The sequence below is a fragment of the Pedobacter gandavensis genome (assembly GCF_032678745.1).
In the GTDB taxonomy this organism is placed as follows: Bacteria; Bacteroidota; Bacteroidia; order Sphingobacteriales; family Sphingobacteriaceae; genus Pedobacter; species Pedobacter gandavensis_C.
In genome coordinates, this window is the sequence record NZ_JAVTST010000003.1 from 372,754 (window position 1) to 392,548 (window position 19,795).

Below are 19,795 nucleotides of genomic sequence, written 5' to 3' on the forward strand. Positions count from 1 at the left end.
ACATGGAAAGGCCCCTCACACAACATATTAACTTCAACCGCAGCTCACTTAATCTTAAGGATTACCGGAGTGTGGGCGGGTATCAAGCTGTGGAGAAGGCCTTAACCACCATGGCCCCGGGCGACATTACCAAAATGGTGATAGAAGCGGACTTGAAAGGCCGTGGAGGTGCCGGTTTCAGCACTGGAACGAAATGGAGCTTTGTCCCCATGAATACCCTTGGGCAAACAAAATACCTGATTGCCAATGCCGACGAAATGGAACCCGGAACATTCAAAGACCGAATGCTATTGGAAGGCAATCCCCATCAGTTAATTGAGGGGATGATTGTAGCTGCATATGCGATACAGGCCAATATCTCCTATGTTTTTCTACGTTGGGCTTATAAAAAAGCCGCTTGGCTAATTAAACATGCAATTGAAGAGGCCTATACTTCCGGCTACCTTGGAAAAAACATCCTTGGTTCGGGATTCAATCTGGAAATGCACTTACATACCGGCATAGGCCGCTATATGTGTGGAGAAGAAACTGCCTTGTTGAATGCATTGGAAGGGAAACGAGCCACCCCAAGAACCAAACCGCCCTTCCCGCAGGTAAGCGGGTTATTCGGTCAACCTACAATTGTGAACAATGTAGAAACGCTATGCAATATCCCACATATTGTGAACCATGGTGCCGACTGGTTTAAAGACCTGAGTCCGGGCTCTGATGCTGGAACAAAAATCTACGGCATCAGCGGGCGGGTAAATAAGCCTGGATTGTGGGAATTACCCATGGGAACTACGGTTCGGGAGCTTCTGGAAGAGCATGCCGATGGCATGAAAAAAGGAGTTTCCTTTAGAGCTGTCCTACCCGGCGGAGCTTCTACTGATTTTTTAGTGGAGGAACACCTGGATGTCAAAATGGACTATAAGTCTATATCCGCAGCTGGCAGTCGCCTCGGAACAGGGACTATGATTGTCCTCGATGACCAGACTTGTCCGGTTGGTTTTATCCATAATCTGGAGCATTTTTTTGCGCAGGAATCCTGCGGATGGTGTACGCCCTGCAGAGAAGGCTTACCCTGGACAGAAAAAATTTTGCTATCCATTGAAAACGGAACAGGACGCCTGGAAGACCTGGAATTACTGGAAATGCATACTAGACACCTTGGCCCCGGCAACACTTTTTGCGCACTCGCACCAGGCGCGATGGAGCCTTTACAAAGTGGGTTAAAATACTTTAGAGCGGATTTTGAAAAGCATATCAAAGAGAAAAAATGTCCCTGGAGGTGAAAAGAAAATGGCAACGATTTATATTGATCATAAAGCTTACGAAGTAACACCAGGCAAAAATGTGCTGGAAACCTGCCTTACCTTAGGTTTTGATCTGCCCTATTTTTGCTGGCATCCTGCTATGGGATCCGTAGGCGCCTGCCGTCAATGTGCCATTAAGCTTTTTAAAGACGAAGAAGACACCAAAGGACGCCTAGTCATGTCTTGCATGGAAACGGTTAAAGACCAGATGTATTTGTCTATTGAAGATCCCTTTGCCAAGGCTTTTCGCACACAGGTGATTGAATGGTTGATGACCAACCACCCTCATGATTGTGCGGTTTGTGATGAAGGTGGTTCCTGCCATCTACAGGATATGACTGTAATGACAGGCCATACTTACCGTCGTTTTCAATTTCCTAAACGCAGTTATAAAAACCAATATCTGGGTCCTTTTATTAACCATGAAATGAACCGCTGCATACAATGTTACCGTTGTGTCCGGTTTTATAAAGATTATGCAGGCGGAAAAGATTTGGATGTATTTGCAGCCCATAACCATGTTTATTTCGGAAGAGCAACCGATGGCATACTGGAGAGTGAGTTTAGCGGAAACCTGGCAGAAGTTTGCCCAACAGGTGTTTTTACCGACAAAAGTCTGAAGTCACATTATACCCGAAAATGGGACATGACTATGGCTCCCTCCATTTGTCAGCACTGTAGTCTTGGATGCAATATCATTGCGGGAGAAAGATATGGTGAACTACGTCAAATTACGAACCGCTATAATGGTGCTGTAAACGGGTATTTTATTTGCGACCGCGGGCGGTTTGGTTATGAATTTGTAAATAGCATTAACCGGATTCAACAGCCCCTGGTGCGCGCTCAAATACCAGATTCTGCTGATAAGGATAGCTTATATCGCCAACTGGCAACCATTTTAACAAAGCAACGCACAATTGGAATTGCCTCTCCGCGGGCCTCTTTGGAAGCCAATTTTGCTCTCAGACAACTGGTAGGGAAGGAAAATTTTTACCAGGGGATTTCCGAAACAGAAGCACAGCTGATGCGCAATATCCTACTTACCCTGAATGCTGGTCATATCCACTCCCCTTCACTCAAAGAAACTGAGGCCGCTGACGCGGTATTTATCCTAGGAGAAGATTTAACCAATTCCGCCCCCATACTTGCACTCGCAGTACGGCAGGCTATACGTAAAGTCCCTTTCGAAAAGGCAGCACAAATCAGTATCCCGACCTGGCATGATGCCGCATTAAGAGAGCTTGCCCAGGAAGAAAAAGGGGAATTATTTATCGCATATCCCACAAAAACCAAACTAGATGAGCTCGCTGGCAAGCCCCTGCACTTATCTCCCGATGAGATTGCGCGTCTGGGTTATGCGGTTGCCGCGTACCTCAACACAAATAGCCCTGCACCTGAAGGCCTGAGTAAACACAGCTTGAAACTTGCCAAACATATTGCAGACAGCCTGAAAAAGGCAAAAAATCCCCTGATCATTTGCGGAACAAGCCTCTTTAATGAGGCCATAATTAGTGCTGCAACGAACATTGCGATGGCCTTGTCCGGGGAAGAAAAGAAAGCAAATTTGTCATTTGTTGTTCCCGAATGCAACTCCATGGGGCTGGCCATGATGGATGCCCCCTCCTTAACCTATGCCATGGAGGCCATGGAAAATAGTGATATGGATACCGTCATTGTACTTGAAAACGACCTGTACCGACGAGGCGGAAAAAAGGAAATAGACCTGCTTTTTGAATATAGTAAAAATCTGGTGGTCCTGGACCATCTGCATCATGAAACCAGCAACAAGGCCAGTATCCTGATCCCGGTAGCCACCTTTGCAGAAGCGGAAGGGACAATTGTCAACAATGAAGGGCGCGCACAGCGCTTCTTCCAGGTACTCAGTCCAAAAAATGAGAACTTCAGGGAAAGCTGGAGCTGGCTCGATGAATTCAGACAATTTCAAAATGGTGTTAGTCCTGAAGAACTACAGGAACCAGAAAATTTATTGGCCGGAATGGTCTGTTTAATGCCTCAGTTTAAAGGGGTAGAGACCCTGAGTCCAGCTGCAGACTTTCGCATTTCCGGACAAAAAATCCCCCGTGAACCGCATCGTTATAGCGGCCGGACTGCAATGATGGCCAACATAAATGTCAGTGAACCGAAACCTCCGGAGGACCATCATTCCGCATTATCGTTTACAATGGAAGGTTATAAAGGAATGCCTCCTGCTCCATTAATCCCATTTTTCTGGGCTCCGGGCTGGAATTCTGTACAATCTGTCAACAAATACCAGGAGGAAGTTGGGGGCTCTTTACGTGGCGGTGATCCCGGAGAAAGATTGTTTTCCGAAATCAACACTGCTGAACTTAGTTACCAGAATCATATTCCACCTACTTTCATACCCTCAGCAGGAGAATGTCTGATACTCCCTTTACCACATATTTTCGGATCTGAAGAGCTCAGCATCTACAGCCCCGGCATTAATGAGCGTAGCCCAAAGCCCTATGTCGCCATCAACAGAAAGGAAGCGAAAAATCTAAATGCTGATGAGAATGACCTTGTGCAGCTAAGAATACAAGATCAAAGTTATTTTTTACCTGTCAGAATCATGGAAGAATTTCCGGAAGGACTGGCAGGAATTCCCTATCAAATTCCCGGACTAACCGGCATTTCATGGCCGGCAAAAGGAATTTTAACGAAAGGAAACACATGAGCACCGTACTAGAATATATCCTCATGATTGCAATTGTGCTGTTTGTTTTAACCACAGTTGCCGCCTGGCTGATCTGGCTGGAACGCCGGATGCTTGCCGTATGGCAAAATCGGTGTGGCCCCAACCGGGCAGGGCCCTTCGGCCTGCTCATTGTTGTTGCCGATACGATCAAGTTGTTTTTTAAGGAAGACTGGATTCCTCCCTTTGCGGATAAAACAATATTCGTGATTGCACCCGCTATTGTTGCCGCCACTGTCCTCATGAGCTTTGTGGTGATTCCTTATGCCCCGGGGATACTCATCGCAGATCTGAATGTAGGCCTACTTTTCTTCCTCGCAATGTCTTCCATCGGCGTGTATAGTATCGTGCTGGGTGGATGGGCATCAAATAACAAATATTCCCTGCTAGGTGCCTTACGAGGTGCCGCACAAATGATTAGTTATGAAGTATTCATGGGGCTCTCTTTAATGGGAATCGTCATGATTTCCGGCTCATTCAGGTTAACCGACATTGTAATGGCGCAAAAAGACTGCTGGTTCATCATTACACAGCCGGTAGCCTTTGTCGTTTTTATGATTGCCGGCATCGCAGAAACACATCGGCTACCTTTTGATATTCCTGAAGCAGAAAGCGAATTGGTTGCCGGCTTCCATTCAGAATATTCGGGCATGAAATTCGGAATGTTCTTTATTGGCGAATACCTGGGAATTACCCTCATTTCTGCCATGGTGGTCACTTTATTTTTTGGAGGATGGCTGGGCCCTGGATTCCTTCCCCCATTGATTTGGTTTATACTGAAAACTTTTGTGTTCATCCTTTTTTTCATCTTGCTCAGGGCCTCACTTCCGAGGCCAAGATATGATCAGCTGATGGAATATGGCTGGAAAATATTATTACCAGTGGCATTATTGAACTTATTGGTCACAGGAGCAATTCTGTTGATGATGAATAAATGATCTCCCCATATGGTGGGATTATGACCTGTAAACAAAGAAATGATGATTAGTTTACTAAGAACCATCGGACTCACTTTTATGCACATGTTCAGGAAAAGAGAGACGATCCAATATCCGGAAGAAAAGATATCGCTACACCCGCGCTGGCGCGGAAGAATTGTATTAACGAGGGACCCTGATATGGGAGAACGCTGTGTGGGCTGTTACCTCTGCGCTGCGGCTTGCCCGGTAGACTGTATTTCACTGCAAGCTACCGAAGATGAAAATGGAAGAAGGTACCCGGAGTTCTTCCGCATCAATTTTTCACGCTGCATTTTTTGCGGTTATTGCGAAGAGGCCTGTCCAACTTATGCCATACAACTGATCCCAGATTTTGAAATGGCAGAATACAACCGCCAGGATATGGTTTATGAAAAAGAAGATTTACTGATTGATAGTCAGGGGAAATATCCAGGGTACAATTATTACAAAATCGCCGGACTGGATGCAGGTGTAAAGGGAAAAGGGACTGGTGAAAATGAAGATCCCCCAATTGACATACATAGTTTATTACCTTAAAAATGGATATCATATTTTACATCACCGCATTTGTGACCCTGGTTTCTACCCTCATGGTCATCACCAGGCACAATCCCGTGCATGCCCTGTTGTACCTTGTCATTTCCCTGCTTTCCTTATCGGTCATCTTCTTTTTACTTGGGGCCCCTTTTGCAGCAATGCTGGAAATTATCATTTATGCAGGGGCCATCATGGTACTTTTCATATTTGTAATCATGCTGTTAAACCTTGGCAAGGAAACCGCAATTCAGGAAAAAGAATGGCTCAGGCCTAAGGTATGGATTGGACCGACCATCTTATCTGTCATCCTTTTTGCCGAATTATTTTACCTGATCAGCAATCCCGGGACATCCTACCTTATTGAGCAGACTGTTGATGCAAAAACAGTCGCTATATCCCTGTTCCGGCCATACCTGATTGGAGTGGAGCTTGCCGCCATGTTATTAATGGCAGGCGTAGTAGGTGCCGCTCATATCGGACAGCATAAGAAAACAACTTTACACCGGTTTTTAAAAGAGGAGGAAACGCGATGAAAACTGCAATATCTATGGAAATGATCTTACTGCTGGCAGGCTTACTATTCGTCTTGGGTATTGCTGGAGTCATCATCCGGAAGAACATCATTTTTATGCTACTATCCATAGAAGTGATGCTGAATGCATCAGGACTGGCCTTCATAGCTGCAGGATCGCATTGGGGGCAACCGGACGGACAGGTAATGTTCGTCTTTATCCTGGCCATGGCTGCAGCAGAAGTTTCCGTTGGACTGGCCCTGATCCTCCAGATTTACCATCAACATAAATCACTGGACATAGACAATTTAAAAGAGATGAAAGGATAATTATGGAACACCTGTTATGGCTTATCCCCGCTTTCCCCCTTGCCGGCTTTTTAGTTTTAGCATTGACAGGGAAAAGTATGCCCCCGGTATGGGTGGCCATAATTGGTGCAGGAACGGTTAGTCTTTCCGCCATATTTACCATCATCATAGGTATCACCTTTCTTAGTCTACCTCCAGCCAGCGCTCACTATGTTCAAACCTTATGGACCTGGATGGAGATCTCAGATTTCCATCCGGAGATCAGCTTGTATCTGGACGCTTTATCGCTGGTTTTTGCCTTTGTGATCACCTTCATCGCCGCCCTGATACACCTTTACTCCGTCGCCTTTATGGCCTTTGACAAAGACTATTCCCGCTTTTTTGCCTGCATGAACTTGTTCGTGTGTTCTATGCTCCTGCTCGTACTGGCGGATAATTTACTGCTGTTATATCTGGGATGGGAAGGCGTAGGACTCTGCAGCTACTTACTGATTGGCTTTTGGTATGAGCATCCTGAAAATGGTTATGCTGCCCAAAAAGCATTTATCATCACCCGCATTGGTGATACCGCCATGGCCATTGGAATTTTTGTCATCTTTTATCAGTTTGGCACCCTTCTGATTCCGGATATTTTAGCGAAAGCCCCTTCTTTATGGCAGCCGGAGGCTTCAATGGCCACCATAACCGCCCTATTGCTACTTGCCGGGGCCTTAGGAAAATCTGCTCAGCTACCTTTTCAAACCTGGCTTCCTGACGCCATGGCCGGGCCTTCTCCGGTAAGTGCCCTGATTCATGCGGCAACCATGGTAACCGCCGGTGTTTACCTGATCGCGAGGATGCATGTGATCTTCGAATTATCTCCAACGGTGCAGCTGATTATCGCAGCAATCGGGGCCGCAACCTTATTCATTGCAGGCTTCAGTGCGCTAACTCAGTATGATCTCAAGCGGGTGCTTGCTTATTCCACCATCAGCCAGATCGGCTATATGTTTTTGGCATTAGGCCTGGGTGCCTGGACAGCGGCTATTTTCCATTTTATGATTCATGCTTTCTTTAAAGCACTGCTCTTCCTCGCTGCAGGTGCAGTGATAGAGGCATTACATCATGAACACAATATGTTTAAGATGGGAGGGCTCAGAACTAAACTCCCGGTCGTTTTCCTGACCTTTGTTATTGGCTCAGCATCACTAATTGCCTTGCCATTAATCAGTTCCGGATTTTATAGTAAAGATCAGATTCTTTGGTTTGCATGGGCAAGTAAAAATGGAAACCCATTGCTATGGCTGATCGCCATTTCAGGTGCTTTCATTACTGCACTTTATACCACAAGAATGGTCATGCTTACTTTCTGGGGGGAAGTAAAAACAGAGGTAGACCGACTTCCCGGTAAACTGATCACCATTCCGCTAATCATCCTTGCTTTCTTTAGTATTTGTGTCGGCTTTATTGAACTACCCCATAATTTTGGTTCTTTAACCCTTTTTTCAGACTTTCTTCATCAGGTATTACCTGAAACCCTATTAAAATCTACCGCAAGCGGAGAAGTTTTCTTTCAGCTACTTGGAGCTTTGGCTACATTCAGCGGGATTTATACCGCTTACATTTTATGGTATAAGCAACCAGAACATCTTGAAAAATTAAAACGCAATGAAATGTTACTCCGCCTTTATTCCTTCTGGCATTCCGGTTGGGGCTTTGATCAACTCTACCAAACACTAATCGTACGTCCAATTGTTTTTATAGCTACCATCAACAAAAATGATGTCTTAGATAAAATTTATCAGGGCATCACTTTGATCTCCGTTGCGCTCTACCGGTCTTTATCATTTACGCAATCAGGATCACTAAGGTGGTATATTATGGGTCTTGTTGTCGGTGCAATCATCATTTTAGGTATACAAATCATGTTATGATACTCGTCTGGCTCATCGGTCTGTTAATGGGAGGAGGCTTACTAGCCTTCCTGGTTGGGCAATGGAATAAAACCTTGCCCCGCTGGATTTCCCTATATACCCTGATTATCGGCATTATTGCTCTGATCTCTTTCTGGATTGAACATTACGAAGCCATAAACATCGGTTCTATGGAACCCTGGCTGATTGATTTCCAACAAGATTGGATCCCTTCTTTTGGGATCAGTTTCCACCTGGCAATTGATGGATTAAGCCTCTTGTTGTTAATACTAACTTTTTTCCTTGGGATTCTAGCCATATTATGCTCATGGAAAGAGATAACAGAACATCATGGCTTTTATCATTTCAATTTGCTCTGGATTTTGGCGGGTATTTCAGGCGTATTTATGGCGATGGACCTATTCCTTTTCTACTTTTTCTGGGAGATCATGCTGATTCCAATGTATTTTCTGATTGGCATATGGGGGAGTAAAAACCGGGAATATGCGGCCTACAAATTCTTTATTTTCACCCAGGCTAGCGGACTCTTAATGTTCATTTCTATCCTTGCTTTATATTTTACCCATGCGCAGAGTACCGGTAGATATACCTTTGATTATTTCGCGTTACTGGGAACGGTTATGGCCCCACAGACGGCCTTTTGGCTGATGATGGGATTCATGATCGCCTTTGCGGTAAAATTACCTCTTGTTCCTTTTCACACCTGGCTACCCGATGCACATAGTGAAGCACCAACGGCAGGAAGTTTAATTCTGGCAGGATTACTATTAAAAACCGGAGCTTATGGCATTTTAAGGTTCGTTTTACCGCTATTCCCTGAAGTGGCAAAAACATTTGCACCATGGGCTATGCTTCTGGGTGTCATCGGAATTATTTACGGTGCTATCCTTGCCTTCTCACAAACCGACCTTAAGCGCCTCATCGCTTATACCAGTGTAAGCCATATGGGCTTTGTGATTTTAGGAATTTTTGCTTTTAATGAACTGGCATTGCAGGGTGTAGTGATGCAACTATTGACCCATGCCATTAGTACAGGCGCGCTGTTTATCATGGCAGGCATGCTAAAAGAACGTCTCCACACCAGACAATTAGATGAGATGGGCGGACTGTGGTTCCAGATGCCAAAAATGGGCGCAATAGCGGTATTATTTGCAATGGCTGCTCTGGGCTTACCTGGATTGGGAAATTTTGTTGCGGAGTTCCTCATCTTATTAGGGGCATTTAAATCGAGCGTATGGCTTACGGTGCCTGCTACCATCGGGCTTATCTTCTCAGCCATATATTCCTTAAGGATGATCCAGAAAGTATTTCTTGGCCCTATACCCGAAACGGCGCCAATTTCAGACTTTTCATGGAGAGAAGTATTCATCATGGCAGTCCTTACTATTTCCATAATATGGCTTGGTTTGTACCCTCAACCCATCATTAACACCGCCAGGCCTATGATCAATCAAATTGAACATCTTTTCCCAACAGAATTCAAGAATCAAACCATAAAATGATGACGGCTAATGATCTTTCCGCGCTAATGCCATTGATCGTACTAGCAGGATCTGCGGTCCTGATTATGCTACTTATTGCCATGAAATTTAGTCACCGTAGCATTCAGATCAGCAGTTTAATGTTATTTGTCCTCTCTTTTTTAGCGGTATTCCAGTTACAAAAACCACTCCCATACTTCATTGACCCCCTGTTTGTAATTGATGATTTTTCGACCTTCATGACAGGCCTGATTATTTTTTCAAGTCTGATAGTCAACATCATTTCTTACCTCTATTTTGAAGGTAAAGAAGAAAGTCCAAAGGAATATTATGTCTTGCTTTTTCTGTGTACCCTTGGCGGTTGTGTATTGACCGTCAGCAATCATTTCATTTCTTTATTCCTTGGCCTGGAAGTACTTACTGTTGGCCTATATGCGCTTATCGCCTACCTACGGGCCCGTTATCACAATATCGAAGCCGGGATTAAATACCTGGTCTTAGCGGCATTCTCTTCCGCCTTCCTTCTTTTCGGAATGGCCTTAATTTATTTTCAACTGGGTACCATGAATTTTTCAGCAATGACCGTAAAACTGGCTACAGTTCCCTCCCTACCCCCTTTGTTTCTTACCGGTTTCGGATTAATGCTGATCGGAATCGGGTTTAAACTCGCCGTAGTTCCTTTTCATATGTGGACGGCAGATGTGTATCAGGGCGCTCCTACGCCCGTTACCGCCTTTATTGCGACAGTCTCTAAAGGAGGGGTATTCGCAGTGCTGATTCGCTTTTTTATGGCGATTGATGGTTTCAGGTTCCAGGCATTAATGCTGGTCCTAATCGCTATTGCCATTGCCTCTATGATCATTGGCAACCTCCTTGCCCTGCAACAAAAAAATATAAAACGTCTGCTGGCCTATTCATCAATTGCTCACCTTGGCTATTTATTAGTTGCTTTCATTCCCGGCAATGCGATGAGTATTCCTGCGATTAGTTTTTATTTAGCCGCTTATTTTGCGACCACGCTAACTGCATTTGGAATCATTACGATCCTATCCGGCAAAGAAAACGATATGGAAAATATAAATAATTACAAAGCCTTGTTTTGGGATCATCCGGTTCTGGCCTGTATTTTTAGTACCGCTTTACTTTCTCTTGCGGGAATTCCCCTTACTGCGGGCTTCATAGGGAAATTTTATATCTTGTCTGCGGGCATAAAAACTGGATTTTGGGTACTTGCGCTGGTTTTGGTACTCAGCAGCGTCCTTGGTTTATACTATTACCTCCGTATCATTACTACGCTCTTTTCCGGACAACAGAGCCCATCCAGCCAGGAGAAAAAGGTACAGCCGGTTTTCTACCTGATCAGCAGCATCGTATTATCGGTTTTAACCTTATTGATCCTCTGGGTTGGGATATACCCATCGGGATTAATGCAGCTGATTGAACATTTTCAGATTAGGTAAAGCCGGTTGACATAAAAAAGGGTTACTCCTAATGGAATAACCCTTTTATACTTTTGTAATTCGCGGAGAGAGAGGGATTCGAACCCTCGGTACCCTTTGGAGGTACACACGCTTTCCAAGCGTGCTCCTTCAGCCACTCGGACACCTCTCCTTTTTGCGGATTGCAAAAGTAGAAAAAATTTTGATTGCTACAAGAGATTAATCAATTACAGTAATTTTCAACATATTGGTTTTTCCTTTTTTCTCCATTGGGATAGCCGCTGTATTGATGATTACATCACCTTTTTTTATCATTTTGTATTCTTTCAGCAAGTTATTTACGTCCTGAATAGTATCATCAGTACTGTCAAACTTATCGTAATAGAAGCCTTGAACGCCCCATAATAAACTTAAAGTGTTAAGCAGAGATACATTACTGGTGAAGATATAAGTTAATGCCTTCGGTCTGTGACTAGAAATTTCGAAAGCAGTATAACCACTTACCGTCATAGAAACGATACCAACAGCGTTTGTTTGTTTTGATAAGAAACAAGCAGTATCACAAATTGCATCGCTCAGGAAGCTCTCAGATTTCGGTTTAAGGAACTTTTCCGGGTGGAATGGATAGTTGTTAACCTCAATGTTCTGAATGATTTTCTGCATAGTTTCGATAACAATCAGTGGGAATTCACCTACTGAAGTCTCTCCGCTTAGCATTACTGCATCTGCACCATCAAGTACTGAGTTGGCCACATCATTCACCTCTGCACGTGTTGGCCTTGGTGTAGTGATCATACTTTCCAGCATTTGTGTTGCAATAATTACTGGTTTCGAAGCTGCTCTACATTTCTGAACGATCATTTTTTGTAACAATGGAACTTCTTCCATCGGCATTTCAACACCCAGGTCACCACGGGCAACCATGATACCGTCAGAAACTGCGATGATTTCATCAATATTTGCAATTGCTTCAGGTTTTTCAATCTTCGCAATTACACGTGCAGTTTTACCTCTTTGCTTGATAATTTCTTTTAATTCAACGATGTCTGCAGCGTTACGAACGAAAGAAAGTCCGATCCATTCTACATCATTTTCCAATACAAACTCTAAGTTTTTACGATCTTCTACAGTTAGAGAAGGGATAGAAACTTTAGTATTTGGAAGGTTTACCCCTTTTCTTGAAGTCAAGATACCACCATGAACAATCTCACAAACTACCTCATCAATCAGGTTAGTTTCGATTACTCTCATTTGAAGTTTACCATCATCTAACAAGATGATTTCACCTGGTTTAACGTCTTGTGGAAAAGTATTGTAAGTGATGTAGATACGCTCTTCGTTACCGATACATTCTTTAGTCGTAATGACCGTCTTGTTACCGTTAACTAAGTGAATACCACCGTCTTTAACCATCCCAATTCTAATCTTAGGACCCTGTAAATCAGCCAGAATACCTACGTTATAATTGTGTTTTTTATTAAGACTGCGGATGGTATTTAGAACTTCCTGGTGATCTGCCTGAGAACCGTGAGAGAAGTTTAATCTGCATACGTCAAGTCCGGCATTAAACATGCTAAATAAAACTTCTGGTTTAGCTGAAGCAGGACCGAGCGTCGCTACGATTTTTGTTCTGGAATGAAATGGTTTCATTTTGGTTACTTAAATTTATATGGACCAACAAAATGAAGGTTCTGATGTCTAAAACCGATGTTGGTCTGGTTATTAATATTTTATTTCTGAATCTTATAAAATCAAATATAGTGTATTTAATACACCTTCAATATAAAATTTACATTACCAAATTTTCCCGGGACTTCAATTTTTTTGGATCAATTTGCGCAGCAACCTGAATATCAGCCAGTTTGTTTAATCCTGTTAAAATAAAATTTAGGTCTTCTTTGTCAATGTACTGATGAATTATCATAAAAAAGTCAACTTTATTCATTTCAGGAATTAAAAATCCTTCAGCATTGCGATTATTGATGATATAGTACTCGATTTCACCCTGCTCGACAAAAAAATAATACTTCGAAAAGGCCAGCGGATTTTCATCCACATTGAAGTAAACTTCGTGATCTTCAATCTTTTCGAAATCAAAATTCAAGCTGGTATTGACCTTATGACAGAGCATATAATCCTTCAATGAAGCTGTAATGGCAATTAAAACAAAATCAAGATCTAAGGACAGTTTTAAATAAGTTTTGTTCAAAACACACTTTTTTACGGGAATTACAAAATTATAAAACTAATTTTACATTAATGTTCAAAATAAAAACATTAAAATTGGAAGAGAAATAAAAACATTTGAAATGTGTAATTATTTATTTTTCTTTGCACTGAATTATTTAACCATTAAATTATAAACATTATGTCTGATATTGCTTCAAGAGTTAAGGCTATTATCGTTGAAAAATTAGGTGTAGATGAAAACGAAGTTACACCAGAAGCTTCTTTCACTAACGACTTAGGTGCTGATTCTTTAGATACAGTAGAGCTTATTATGGAGTTCGAAAAAGAATTCAATGTAGCGATTCCTGATGATCAGGCTGAAACTATTGGTACTGTTGGTCAAGCAATTGCTTACTTAGAGAAAAACGTTAAGTAAAAATACGGTCTCCGTATAATCCGTATAAATGGAATTAAAAAGAGTAGTAGTTACAGGGTTGGGTGCGCTCACTCCAATTGGCAACACGATCCCAGAATTCTGGGATGGTTTGCTGAATGGCGTGAGCGGCGCTGGCCCTATTACAGGTTTTGACACATCAAAGTTCAAGACGAAGTTTGCATGTGAACTTAAAAACTTCAACCCTGAAGATTTTTTGGACAAAAAAGAAGCCCGCAAGTTAGATCCATTTGTTCAATACGCTTTAGTATCAACAGATGAGGCTGTTAAGGATGGTAATTTTGATTTTTCACAATTAGATTGCAACCGTATCGGCGTTATCTGGGGATCAGGTATTGGCGGTTTTAAAACATTTCAGGATGAAATGAAGAACTTTTTTTTAGGCGATGGTACACCACGCATAAATCCGTTTTTCATCCCTAAGGTAATTATTGACATCGTTCCAGGCCATATTTCCATAAAATATGGGTTACGCGGACCAAACTTTGCCACTGTTTCTGCCTGTGCTTCATCAACTAACGCCATGATTGATGCTTACAACTATATTCGTTTGAATATGTGTGACGTTATTATTAGCGGAGGTTCTGAAGCCATTATTAATGAGGCTGGAATCGGAGGATTCAATGCAATGCATGCACTTTCCACTAGAAATGACGATCCAAAAACAGCTTCAAGGCCGTTCGACAAGGACAGAGATGGATTTGTTGCCGGTGAAGGTGCAGGAACGATCATTTTAGAAGAATTGGAGCATGCGAAAAAACGTGGTGCGAAAATCTATGCTGAATTAGTAGGCGGCGGAATGAGTGCTGATGCGAATCACATTACAGCTCCTCACCCACAGGGTCTTGGTGCTAGAATGGTAATGTCAAATGCTTTAAAAGATGCAGGTTTAACTACAGCTGATATTGATTATATCAATGTTCATGGTACTTCAACACCGCTGGGAGATATCTCCGAAAGCAGAGCAATTGTTGATTTATATGGCGAAGATGCTTACAAGCTAAACATCAGCTCTACAAAATCAATGACTGGTCACTTGTTAGGCGCTGCAGGTGCGATTGAAGCGATTGCTGCAATCCTTGCTGTCCAGAATGATATTGTACCACCTACAATAAATCACTTTACTGATGATCCTGAATGTGATCCAAAATTAAACTTCACGTTCAACAAGGCACAAAAACGCACCATTCGTGCTGCACAAAGCAACACATTTGGTTTCGGTGGTCATAATGCATCTGTGATATTCAAAAAGTACGAAGAATAATAATTAGTCTCTGTAAAAGGAGACTATTCACAAATATGATCCACTAATTTTTGTAACAATTAATGCCGTTATTCGACCTGTACAAGCTTTATTTTTCAACAGATAAGGTCTTTATAAAAAAGCTAAAAAATATTTTAGGCTTTGTTCCTGGAAATACTGTTTTATACAAAATGGCATTCAGGCACAGGTCTGTAGCAAAAGTTCTGAAGAACGGAAGCAGAAGTAGCAACGAACGTCTTGAGTTCCTTGGAGATGCGATTTTAGGATCTGTTATCGCAGAAGTGCTTTTCAAAGCATATCCCTACAAAGAGGAAGGATTTTTAACAGAAATGCGTTCAAAAATCGTGAACCGAGCAAATCTAAACCAGCTCGCACGTAAGATGGGTTTTGACCAGCTGATGGTATTTGATCAAAAGGCGGTAAACATTCAAACGAAGCATCATTCTATGCTGGGAGATGCTTTTGAGGCTTTAGTAGGTGCGGTATACCTGGATAAAGGATACAATTACACCAAAGATTTCTTGTTGAAAAGAATCATTAAGCCTTACATAGACATTCACACACTGGAACTTACTGAAACTAACTTCAAGAGCAAATTGATTGAGTGGTGCCAGCGCCATGGAAAGGATATTACTTTTGATATGATTCAAAACACAGAAGGAGATAGTGCGAAGCTATTCACCATCAGTGCAGTTGTAGAAGGTGAAAGTTATGGAATCGGCAGGGATTACAATAAAAAGAATGCAGAAAAACTTGCCGCTGAAAAAGCGTGTGAGGCACTGTCGATTTAGTCTCGGCAATTATATGCAGGAGATTTTTATGGTTTCGTCTTTAAGGACTCCATGTATTGTTTGTATGAATCCCGAATGTATTTGATAGCGTCGTATTCTGCCCAATTTTTAGTTTTTTCATAGTCAGGCCTGAAATTCAGCATGAATTGCTCCAAGTCTTTTCCTTTAAGGTCGGTATGACGCTGAATGAGAGATTCATTAAAAACACCATCTACCTGTGTTTGCTTGATCTCATTGTCGTAATACTTCCCAAATCTTCTGGCATTTTTAGGCGTACGTCCAAATAGCTCGTACAAAGCCGTCAATGGAGTAAATATATAGGATAAAACTGGCGGTTTCCCTTGGTAAAAAGAGCCTTGATTTCTAAACTCCTTTTTAACATCGTTTAATTCCTGCTTTTTCGTCTGCCCTACGATTCTCACTTCCTGTAAGTTGGTTCCCCTATTCAGATAAACCGTGAGGTCCGCAGCAGTAAACACACCAACTTCTCCATCGGAATAATCTGCTTTAATTACCAGGAGACTATCTCCTACTGCTGATTTTATTTGAAAAAGGCCTAAATCAGTGGTAAACACTGTATAACCATTACGTTTATTGATCACCTGTGCATTTTGTATTCTGGCATTTGTTCCCCGCTCTTTTACCACTCCATTCAGTAAAAATTCCTGCTGAGAGAATGCTGATGGCATCGCCGTAAAGAAAAACACGCCAAATGACAATGTGAGGAGATGTAGAAATTTCATTTTGTATTGTTTTTTTGTAAACTTAACCATTGTTTTTCACCCAAATGCGTTAAAAAAAGTTAAAATCACCATTAATGACCCTATTTTAACTATTTCCAACGCTAAAAATCTGCTGCATATTTAACAAAAAAAAGAGAAAAAGGTTAGCAACCAATGAGATCTCTGCGTCATTAAGTAACATAGGTTTAATCATTTTAACAATAAATTATATCTTTGCACATGATAAAATCAATGACGGGCTTTGGCCTGGCCTCTACTGATCATGAAAACATCAAGTTTGCAGTAGAGATTAAGTCTTTAAACAGTAAGTTTTTAGAACTCAACTTAAAACTTCCAAGGGCTTTCTCTGAAAAGGAGTTGTTATTGCGTAATGTTTGCAGTAAAGAGATTGAACGCGGAAAAGTAAGTGTTTCTATTAACATCGACCGTGGTGAAGAAAGTCTAAAAGGTGCAACCATCAATGCTGCGTTATTGAGCAAGTATTACAAGCAACTGGAAGCCATTAATGTGGATCTGGGCGCAAATTCAACCAATCTTTTACAGTCTGTACTGAGCTTTCCTGAGGTAATTAGCTACCAGGAGGAAGAAATCAATGAAGGCGATTGGGATATCTTATACGGTACATTCAACAAGGCTTTAGAAAGCTTTAATCAGTTCCGTCTTACAGAAGGGAATGTTTTAAAGACAGACTTAGAGTTGAGAATTAAAAATATCTTGCAATTTTTTGCGCAAGTGGAAGAATTAGAACCTTTAAGAATTCCACAAATCAGGGCTAGATTAAACCAGTTTTTAGAAGAAAACGTAGGTAAAATCAACGTTGATCAGAATCGTTTAGAGCAGGAATTGATCTATTACATTGATAAATTAGACATTACCGAAGAAAAAACACGCTTAAAAAGTCACTGTGATTATTTTACACAGACTTTAAAAAGCAAAGATGCCAACGGTAAAAAATTAGGATTCATATCCCAGGAAATTGGTAGAGAAATCAATACTATGGGTGCTAAAGCAAATGATGCACAAATACAACAATTAGTAGTAGGGATGAAGGAAGAGCTGGAGAAAATTAAAGAACAACTATTAAACGTTTTATAAGTAAGCATGACACAAGGTAAACTCATTATATTTTCTGCGCCTTCCGGAGCAGGTAAAACCACTATCGTAAAACACCTTTTACAGAAATTCCCTTCATTAAGTTTCTCTATTTCTGCGACTACCCGTCCTGCAAGAGGCGATGAGGAGCATGAAAAAGATTACTATTTCATTTCTCAGGAAAGTTTTCTTCATAAAGTAGCACATCAGGAATTTGTAGAATTCGAAGAAGTATACAATGGCACTTTTTATGGCACATTGAGGTCTGAAATAGAGCGCATCTGGAATACAGGAAAACATGTAATTTTTGACATTGATGTAGAAGGTGGTTTACGCCTTAAGCGTAAATATGAGCAAGATGCATTGGCTATATTCGTTCAGCCACCGTCTTTGGAGATCTTAAAAGAACGTTTGACTGGAAGAGGTACTGATAGCCCGGAAAAACTTCAGGAACGTTTTGTAAAGGCGGAAAAAGAGTTGGCTTATGCCGATAAATTTGATGTTATTTTGAAAAACTACGATCTGGAAACTGCTTGTGAAGAAGCCGAACAACTGGTAGGTGATTTTATCAATAAAAATTAAATGAAAACAGGGTTATTTTTTGGTTCATTCAACCCCATCCATATCGGTCACCTGATCATCGCCAATTACATGGCGGGTTTTACTGGACTGAAAGAGGTATGGCTGGTGGTTTCTCCACATAATCCCCTGAAAAATAAAAATGGGTTAACCAATATGTATGATCGATTAGAAATGGCGAAGCTGGCCACTGAAAGCGCTGATCATATTAAAGTGAGCGACATTGAATTTGGGCTACCTCAACCCTCTTATACCATTGACACCTTAGCTTACCTGCAGGAAAAATATCCTGGACGGGAGTTTGTGCTGATCATGGGCGCAGATAACCTCGCTTCCCTGAAAAAGTGGAAAAACTATGAGACGCTTCTGAAAAATTATGAGATTTTTGTCTACCCAAGACCAGGTATTGATATAAAAGATTGGGAACAGCATCCTTCAATTACCATTACAGATACCCCACAAATGGACATTTCTTCTACCTTTATTCGCAAAGCGTTAAAAGATGGAAGAAATGTTCAATATTTTGTTCCAGATAATGTTCTATCCTTCATGGACAATAAAAATATGTACCGTTAACCCAATTAACGGCTATTATTTCAGTTTCTAATGAGTATTATCCTGGTTTATATAGCAAAAAGATCGTTGGTTTTTTATGTAGATCAATGCGTTCTTTTTTCCAAAAGGTAACCGATAGTGTTTTGATGTACTCTTCTTCCCCATTGATATTAGAAGCCACGCAAAGCATCGCATGTGCCGAAGCATTTTTCAATACATCTTCAAACAAATGATTATTTCTGAAAGGTGTCTCCATGAAAATTTGAGTTTGCTTGTTTTTTGTCGACAATAACTCAATTTCTTTAATCTTTTTTGCTCTTTCGACCTTATCAATAGGTAGGTATCCGTGGAAAGTAAAGCTTTGGCCGTTAAACCCCGAAGCCATTAAAGCTTGTAAAATAGAACTCGGCCCTACCAAAGGAACTACTTTAATTCCTCTTCTGTGAGCTTCGGCAACGATTTCAGCACCTGGATCTGCTACTCCCGGACATCCGGCTTCGCTCATCAGGCCTACATCTTTTCCAGCAGTTAATTCTTTAAAATAAGGCGCTAAAGAGGCGTTACGCTGATGTTTGCCATAATCATGAACGATCAGCTCACTCTGTGGCATTTTCAATCCAGCCTCTTTTAAGAACTTTCTAGCGGATTTCTCATTTTCAACAATATAGGTGCTGATAGAGTTGATAGTATCGCCAAGAAAAGGGGTAAAAGATTTCTGAGCAGCATTTTCTGCCAGAGGAACAGGTATTAAAAATAAAGTGCCTTTTTGCATAAGTTGTGTTTTGTTTACAAAAGAAGAAAATATATTCTTGGAAAGAGCAAGACCGGAGATTTAATATTACAATCTGACCTTATTTTAACGCTGATAAAAAATATTTTTAGTTTATTTACTAATAAAGACCGGCATAAAAAACAAATTAAATATCCGCACAAACCACATCAAAGCCAATAATATTAGGCAAACCTTCTTAATCCTAATGTAATATTTCTT

General features: G+C 41.4%; 19 protein-coding genes and 1 tRNA gene. 15 read left to right on the top strand and 5 right to left on the bottom strand.

The features are described 5' to 3' along the window. The first annotated feature begins 2 nt into the window (after positions 1–2). From nuoF to R2S10_RS13030, 9 genes are read left to right on the top strand one after another with little or no spacing between them, the layout of a single operon-like run. Complete coding sequence (nuoF, locus tag R2S10_RS12990; protein ID WP_316840859.1) at positions 3–1,274, top strand: NADH-quinone oxidoreductase subunit NuoF; 1,272 nt, start codon at positions 3–5, stop codon at positions 1,272–1,274. Then, positions 1,234–3,990: an NADH-quinone oxidoreductase subunit NuoG gene (gene nuoG / locus R2S10_RS12995; protein ID WP_316840860.1), complete on the top strand. Its 2,757-nt coding sequence runs from the start codon at positions 1,234–1,236 to the stop codon at positions 3,988–3,990. Before nuoF ends, nuoG begins: the two co-directional genes overlap by 41 nt. After that, on the top strand, positions 3,987–4,946 hold the full coding sequence (gene nuoH, locus R2S10_RS13000) for an NADH-quinone oxidoreductase subunit NuoH (RefSeq protein WP_316840861.1): 960 nt from the start codon (positions 3,987–3,989) through the stop codon (positions 4,944–4,946). The genes nuoG and nuoH overlap by 4 nt, the downstream gene beginning before the upstream one ends. A gap of 42 nt (positions 4,947–4,988) precedes the next feature. Next, on the top strand, positions 4,989–5,504 hold the full coding sequence (gene nuoI, locus R2S10_RS13005; protein WP_410478978.1) for an NADH-quinone oxidoreductase subunit NuoI: 516 nt from the start codon (positions 4,989–4,991) through the stop codon (positions 5,502–5,504). A gap of 2 nt (positions 5,505–5,506) precedes the next feature. Then, a complete protein-coding gene (nuoJ, locus tag R2S10_RS13010) occupies positions 5,507–6,037 on the top strand; it encodes an NADH-quinone oxidoreductase subunit J (RefSeq protein WP_316840863.1) in 531 nt (176 codons plus the stop codon). Next, complete coding sequence (gene nuoK / locus R2S10_RS13015) at positions 6,034–6,345, top strand: NADH-quinone oxidoreductase subunit NuoK (protein ID WP_316840864.1); 312 nt, start codon at positions 6,034–6,036, stop codon at positions 6,343–6,345. Before nuoJ ends, nuoK begins: the two co-directional genes overlap by 4 nt. Before the next feature lie 2 nt (positions 6,346–6,347). Then, on the top strand, positions 6,348–8,237 hold the full coding sequence (gene nuoL / locus R2S10_RS13020) for an NADH-quinone oxidoreductase subunit L (RefSeq protein WP_316840865.1): 1,890 nt from the start codon (positions 6,348–6,350) through the stop codon (positions 8,235–8,237). Further along, positions 8,234–9,739 (top strand): NADH-quinone oxidoreductase subunit M, encoded by a 1,506-nt coding sequence (gene nuoM / locus R2S10_RS13025; RefSeq protein WP_316840866.1) that lies wholly within the window; start codon positions 8,234–8,236, stop codon positions 9,737–9,739. The genes nuoL and nuoM overlap by 4 nt, the downstream gene beginning before the upstream one ends. Continuing rightward, on the top strand, positions 9,736–11,178 hold the full coding sequence (locus R2S10_RS13030) for an NADH-quinone oxidoreductase subunit N (RefSeq protein WP_316840867.1): 1,443 nt from the start codon (positions 9,736–9,738) through the stop codon (positions 11,176–11,178). The genes nuoM and R2S10_RS13030 overlap by 4 nt, the downstream gene beginning before the upstream one ends. A gap of 63 nt (positions 11,179–11,241) precedes the next feature. Here the strand turns inward: R2S10_RS13030 and R2S10_RS13035 are convergent. The 3 genes from R2S10_RS13035 to R2S10_RS13045 all read right to left on the bottom strand — a co-directional run bounded on the left by R2S10_RS13035 (position 11,242) and on the right by R2S10_RS13045 (position 13,366). Continuing rightward, a tRNA-Ser gene (locus tag R2S10_RS13035) sits at positions 11,242–11,329 on the bottom strand. Positions 11,330–11,376: 47 nt separating this feature from the next. Next, positions 11,377–12,807, bottom strand: a complete 1,431-nt coding sequence (gene pyk / locus R2S10_RS13040) for a pyruvate kinase (protein ID WP_316840868.1) — start codon at positions 12,805–12,807, stop codon at positions 11,377–11,379. A gap of 139 nt (positions 12,808–12,946) precedes the next feature. Further along, positions 12,947–13,366 carry an IPExxxVDY family protein gene (locus R2S10_RS13045; protein WP_182959055.1) on the bottom strand — a complete coding sequence of 140 codons (420 nt, stop codon included), beginning with the start codon at positions 13,364–13,366 and terminating at the stop codon, positions 12,947–12,949. A 159-nt stretch (positions 13,367–13,525) separates the two neighbouring features. Here R2S10_RS13045 and R2S10_RS13050 point away from each other — a divergent pair, with 159 nt between their 5' ends. The 3 genes from R2S10_RS13050 to rnc all read left to right on the top strand — a co-directional run bounded on the left by R2S10_RS13050 (position 13,526) and on the right by rnc (position 15,835). Beyond that, the gene (locus R2S10_RS13050; RefSeq protein ID WP_008241990.1) at positions 13,526–13,762 is read left to right on the top strand and encodes an acyl carrier protein; all 237 of its coding nucleotides are present in this window, start codon (positions 13,526–13,528) and stop codon (positions 13,760–13,762) included. Between the two features lie 28 nt (positions 13,763–13,790). Then, a complete protein-coding gene (fabF, locus tag R2S10_RS13055; RefSeq protein WP_265842847.1) occupies positions 13,791–15,044 on the top strand; it encodes a beta-ketoacyl-ACP synthase II in 1,254 nt (417 codons plus the stop codon). 62 nt (positions 15,045–15,106) lie between these two features. Beyond that, a complete protein-coding gene (rnc, locus tag R2S10_RS13060; protein WP_197286274.1) occupies positions 15,107–15,835 on the top strand; it encodes a ribonuclease III in 729 nt (242 codons plus the stop codon). 26 nt (positions 15,836–15,861) lie between these two features. Here the strand turns inward: rnc and R2S10_RS13065 are convergent, their stop codons facing one another. Then, on the bottom strand, positions 15,862–16,578 hold the full coding sequence (locus R2S10_RS13065) for a hypothetical protein (protein WP_316840869.1): 717 nt from the start codon (positions 16,576–16,578) through the stop codon (positions 15,862–15,864). Positions 16,579–16,809: 231 nt separating this feature from the next. On the opposite strand from R2S10_RS13065, the gene R2S10_RS13070 reads away from it, so the two are divergent. Genes R2S10_RS13070 through nadD form a run of 3 tightly spaced genes read left to right on the top strand, consistent with a single transcriptional unit; the run spans position 16,810 to position 18,825 of the window. Beyond that, positions 16,810–17,673, top strand: coding sequence for a YicC/YloC family endoribonuclease (locus tag R2S10_RS13070; protein WP_316841101.1), 864 nt, complete (start codon positions 16,810–16,812; stop codon positions 17,671–17,673). A gap of 6 nt (positions 17,674–17,679) precedes the next feature. After that, a complete protein-coding gene (gene gmk, locus R2S10_RS13075; RefSeq protein WP_316840870.1) occupies positions 17,680–18,252 on the top strand; it encodes a guanylate kinase in 573 nt (190 codons plus the stop codon). Further along, positions 18,253–18,825 carry a nicotinate (nicotinamide) nucleotide adenylyltransferase gene (gene nadD, locus R2S10_RS13080; RefSeq protein WP_316840871.1) on the top strand — a complete coding sequence of 191 codons (573 nt, stop codon included), beginning with the start codon at positions 18,253–18,255 and terminating at the stop codon, positions 18,823–18,825. It begins immediately after the preceding gene. Between the two features lie 37 nt (positions 18,826–18,862). On the opposite strand, the gene R2S10_RS13085 is transcribed toward nadD, so the two are convergent. After that, entirely contained in the window at positions 18,863–19,576 is a 714-nt protein-coding gene (locus tag R2S10_RS13085) for an SAM-dependent methyltransferase (RefSeq protein ID WP_316840872.1), read from the bottom strand. Positions 19,577–19,795: the final 219 nt, after the last annotated feature.

Bases quoted from the DNA above. Each gene is read 5' to 3' on its own strand.
- nuoF (WP_316840859.1), top strand. From the start codon at position 3: ATGGAAAGGCCCCTCACACAACATATTAACTTCAACCGCAGCTCACTT.
- nuoH (WP_316840861.1), top strand. From the start codon at position 3,987: ATGAGCACCGTACTAGAATATATCCTCATGATTGCAATTGTGCTGTTT.
- nuoI (WP_410478978.1), top strand. From the start codon at position 4,989: ATGATTAGTTTACTAAGAACCATCGGACTCACTTTTATGCACATGTTC.
- nuoJ (WP_316840863.1), top strand. From the start codon at position 5,507: ATGGATATCATATTTTACATCACCGCATTTGTGACCCTGGTTTCTACC.
- nuoK (WP_316840864.1), top strand. From the start codon at position 6,034: ATGAAAACTGCAATATCTATGGAAATGATCTTACTGCTGGCAGGCTTA.
- nuoL (WP_316840865.1), top strand. From the start codon at position 6,348: ATGGAACACCTGTTATGGCTTATCCCCGCTTTCCCCCTTGCCGGCTTT.
- nuoM (WP_316840866.1), top strand. From the start codon at position 8,234: ATGATACTCGTCTGGCTCATCGGTCTGTTAATGGGAGGAGGCTTACTA.
- R2S10_RS13030 (WP_316840867.1), top strand. From the start codon at position 9,736: ATGATGACGGCTAATGATCTTTCCGCGCTAATGCCATTGATCGTACTA.
- pyk (WP_316840868.1), bottom strand. From the start codon at position 12,807: ATGAAACCATTTCATTCCAGAACAAAAATCGTAGCGACGCTCGGTCCT.
- R2S10_RS13050 (WP_008241990.1), top strand. From the start codon at position 13,526: ATGTCTGATATTGCTTCAAGAGTTAAGGCTATTATCGTTGAAAAATTA.
- fabF (WP_265842847.1), top strand. From the start codon at position 13,791: ATGGAATTAAAAAGAGTAGTAGTTACAGGGTTGGGTGCGCTCACTCCA.
- rnc (WP_197286274.1), top strand. From the start codon at position 15,107: ATGCCGTTATTCGACCTGTACAAGCTTTATTTTTCAACAGATAAGGTC.
- R2S10_RS13065 (WP_316840869.1), bottom strand. From the start codon at position 16,578: ATGAAATTTCTACATCTCCTCACATTGTCATTTGGCGTGTTTTTCTTT.
- R2S10_RS13070 (WP_316841101.1), top strand. From the start codon at position 16,810: ATGACGGGCTTTGGCCTGGCCTCTACTGATCATGAAAACATCAAGTTT.
- gmk (WP_316840870.1), top strand. From the start codon at position 17,680: ATGACACAAGGTAAACTCATTATATTTTCTGCGCCTTCCGGAGCAGGT.
- nadD (WP_316840871.1), top strand. From the start codon at position 18,253: ATGAAAACAGGGTTATTTTTTGGTTCATTCAACCCCATCCATATCGGT.
- R2S10_RS13085 (WP_316840872.1), bottom strand. From the start codon at position 19,576: ATGCAAAAAGGCACTTTATTTTTAATACCTGTTCCTCTGGCAGAAAAT.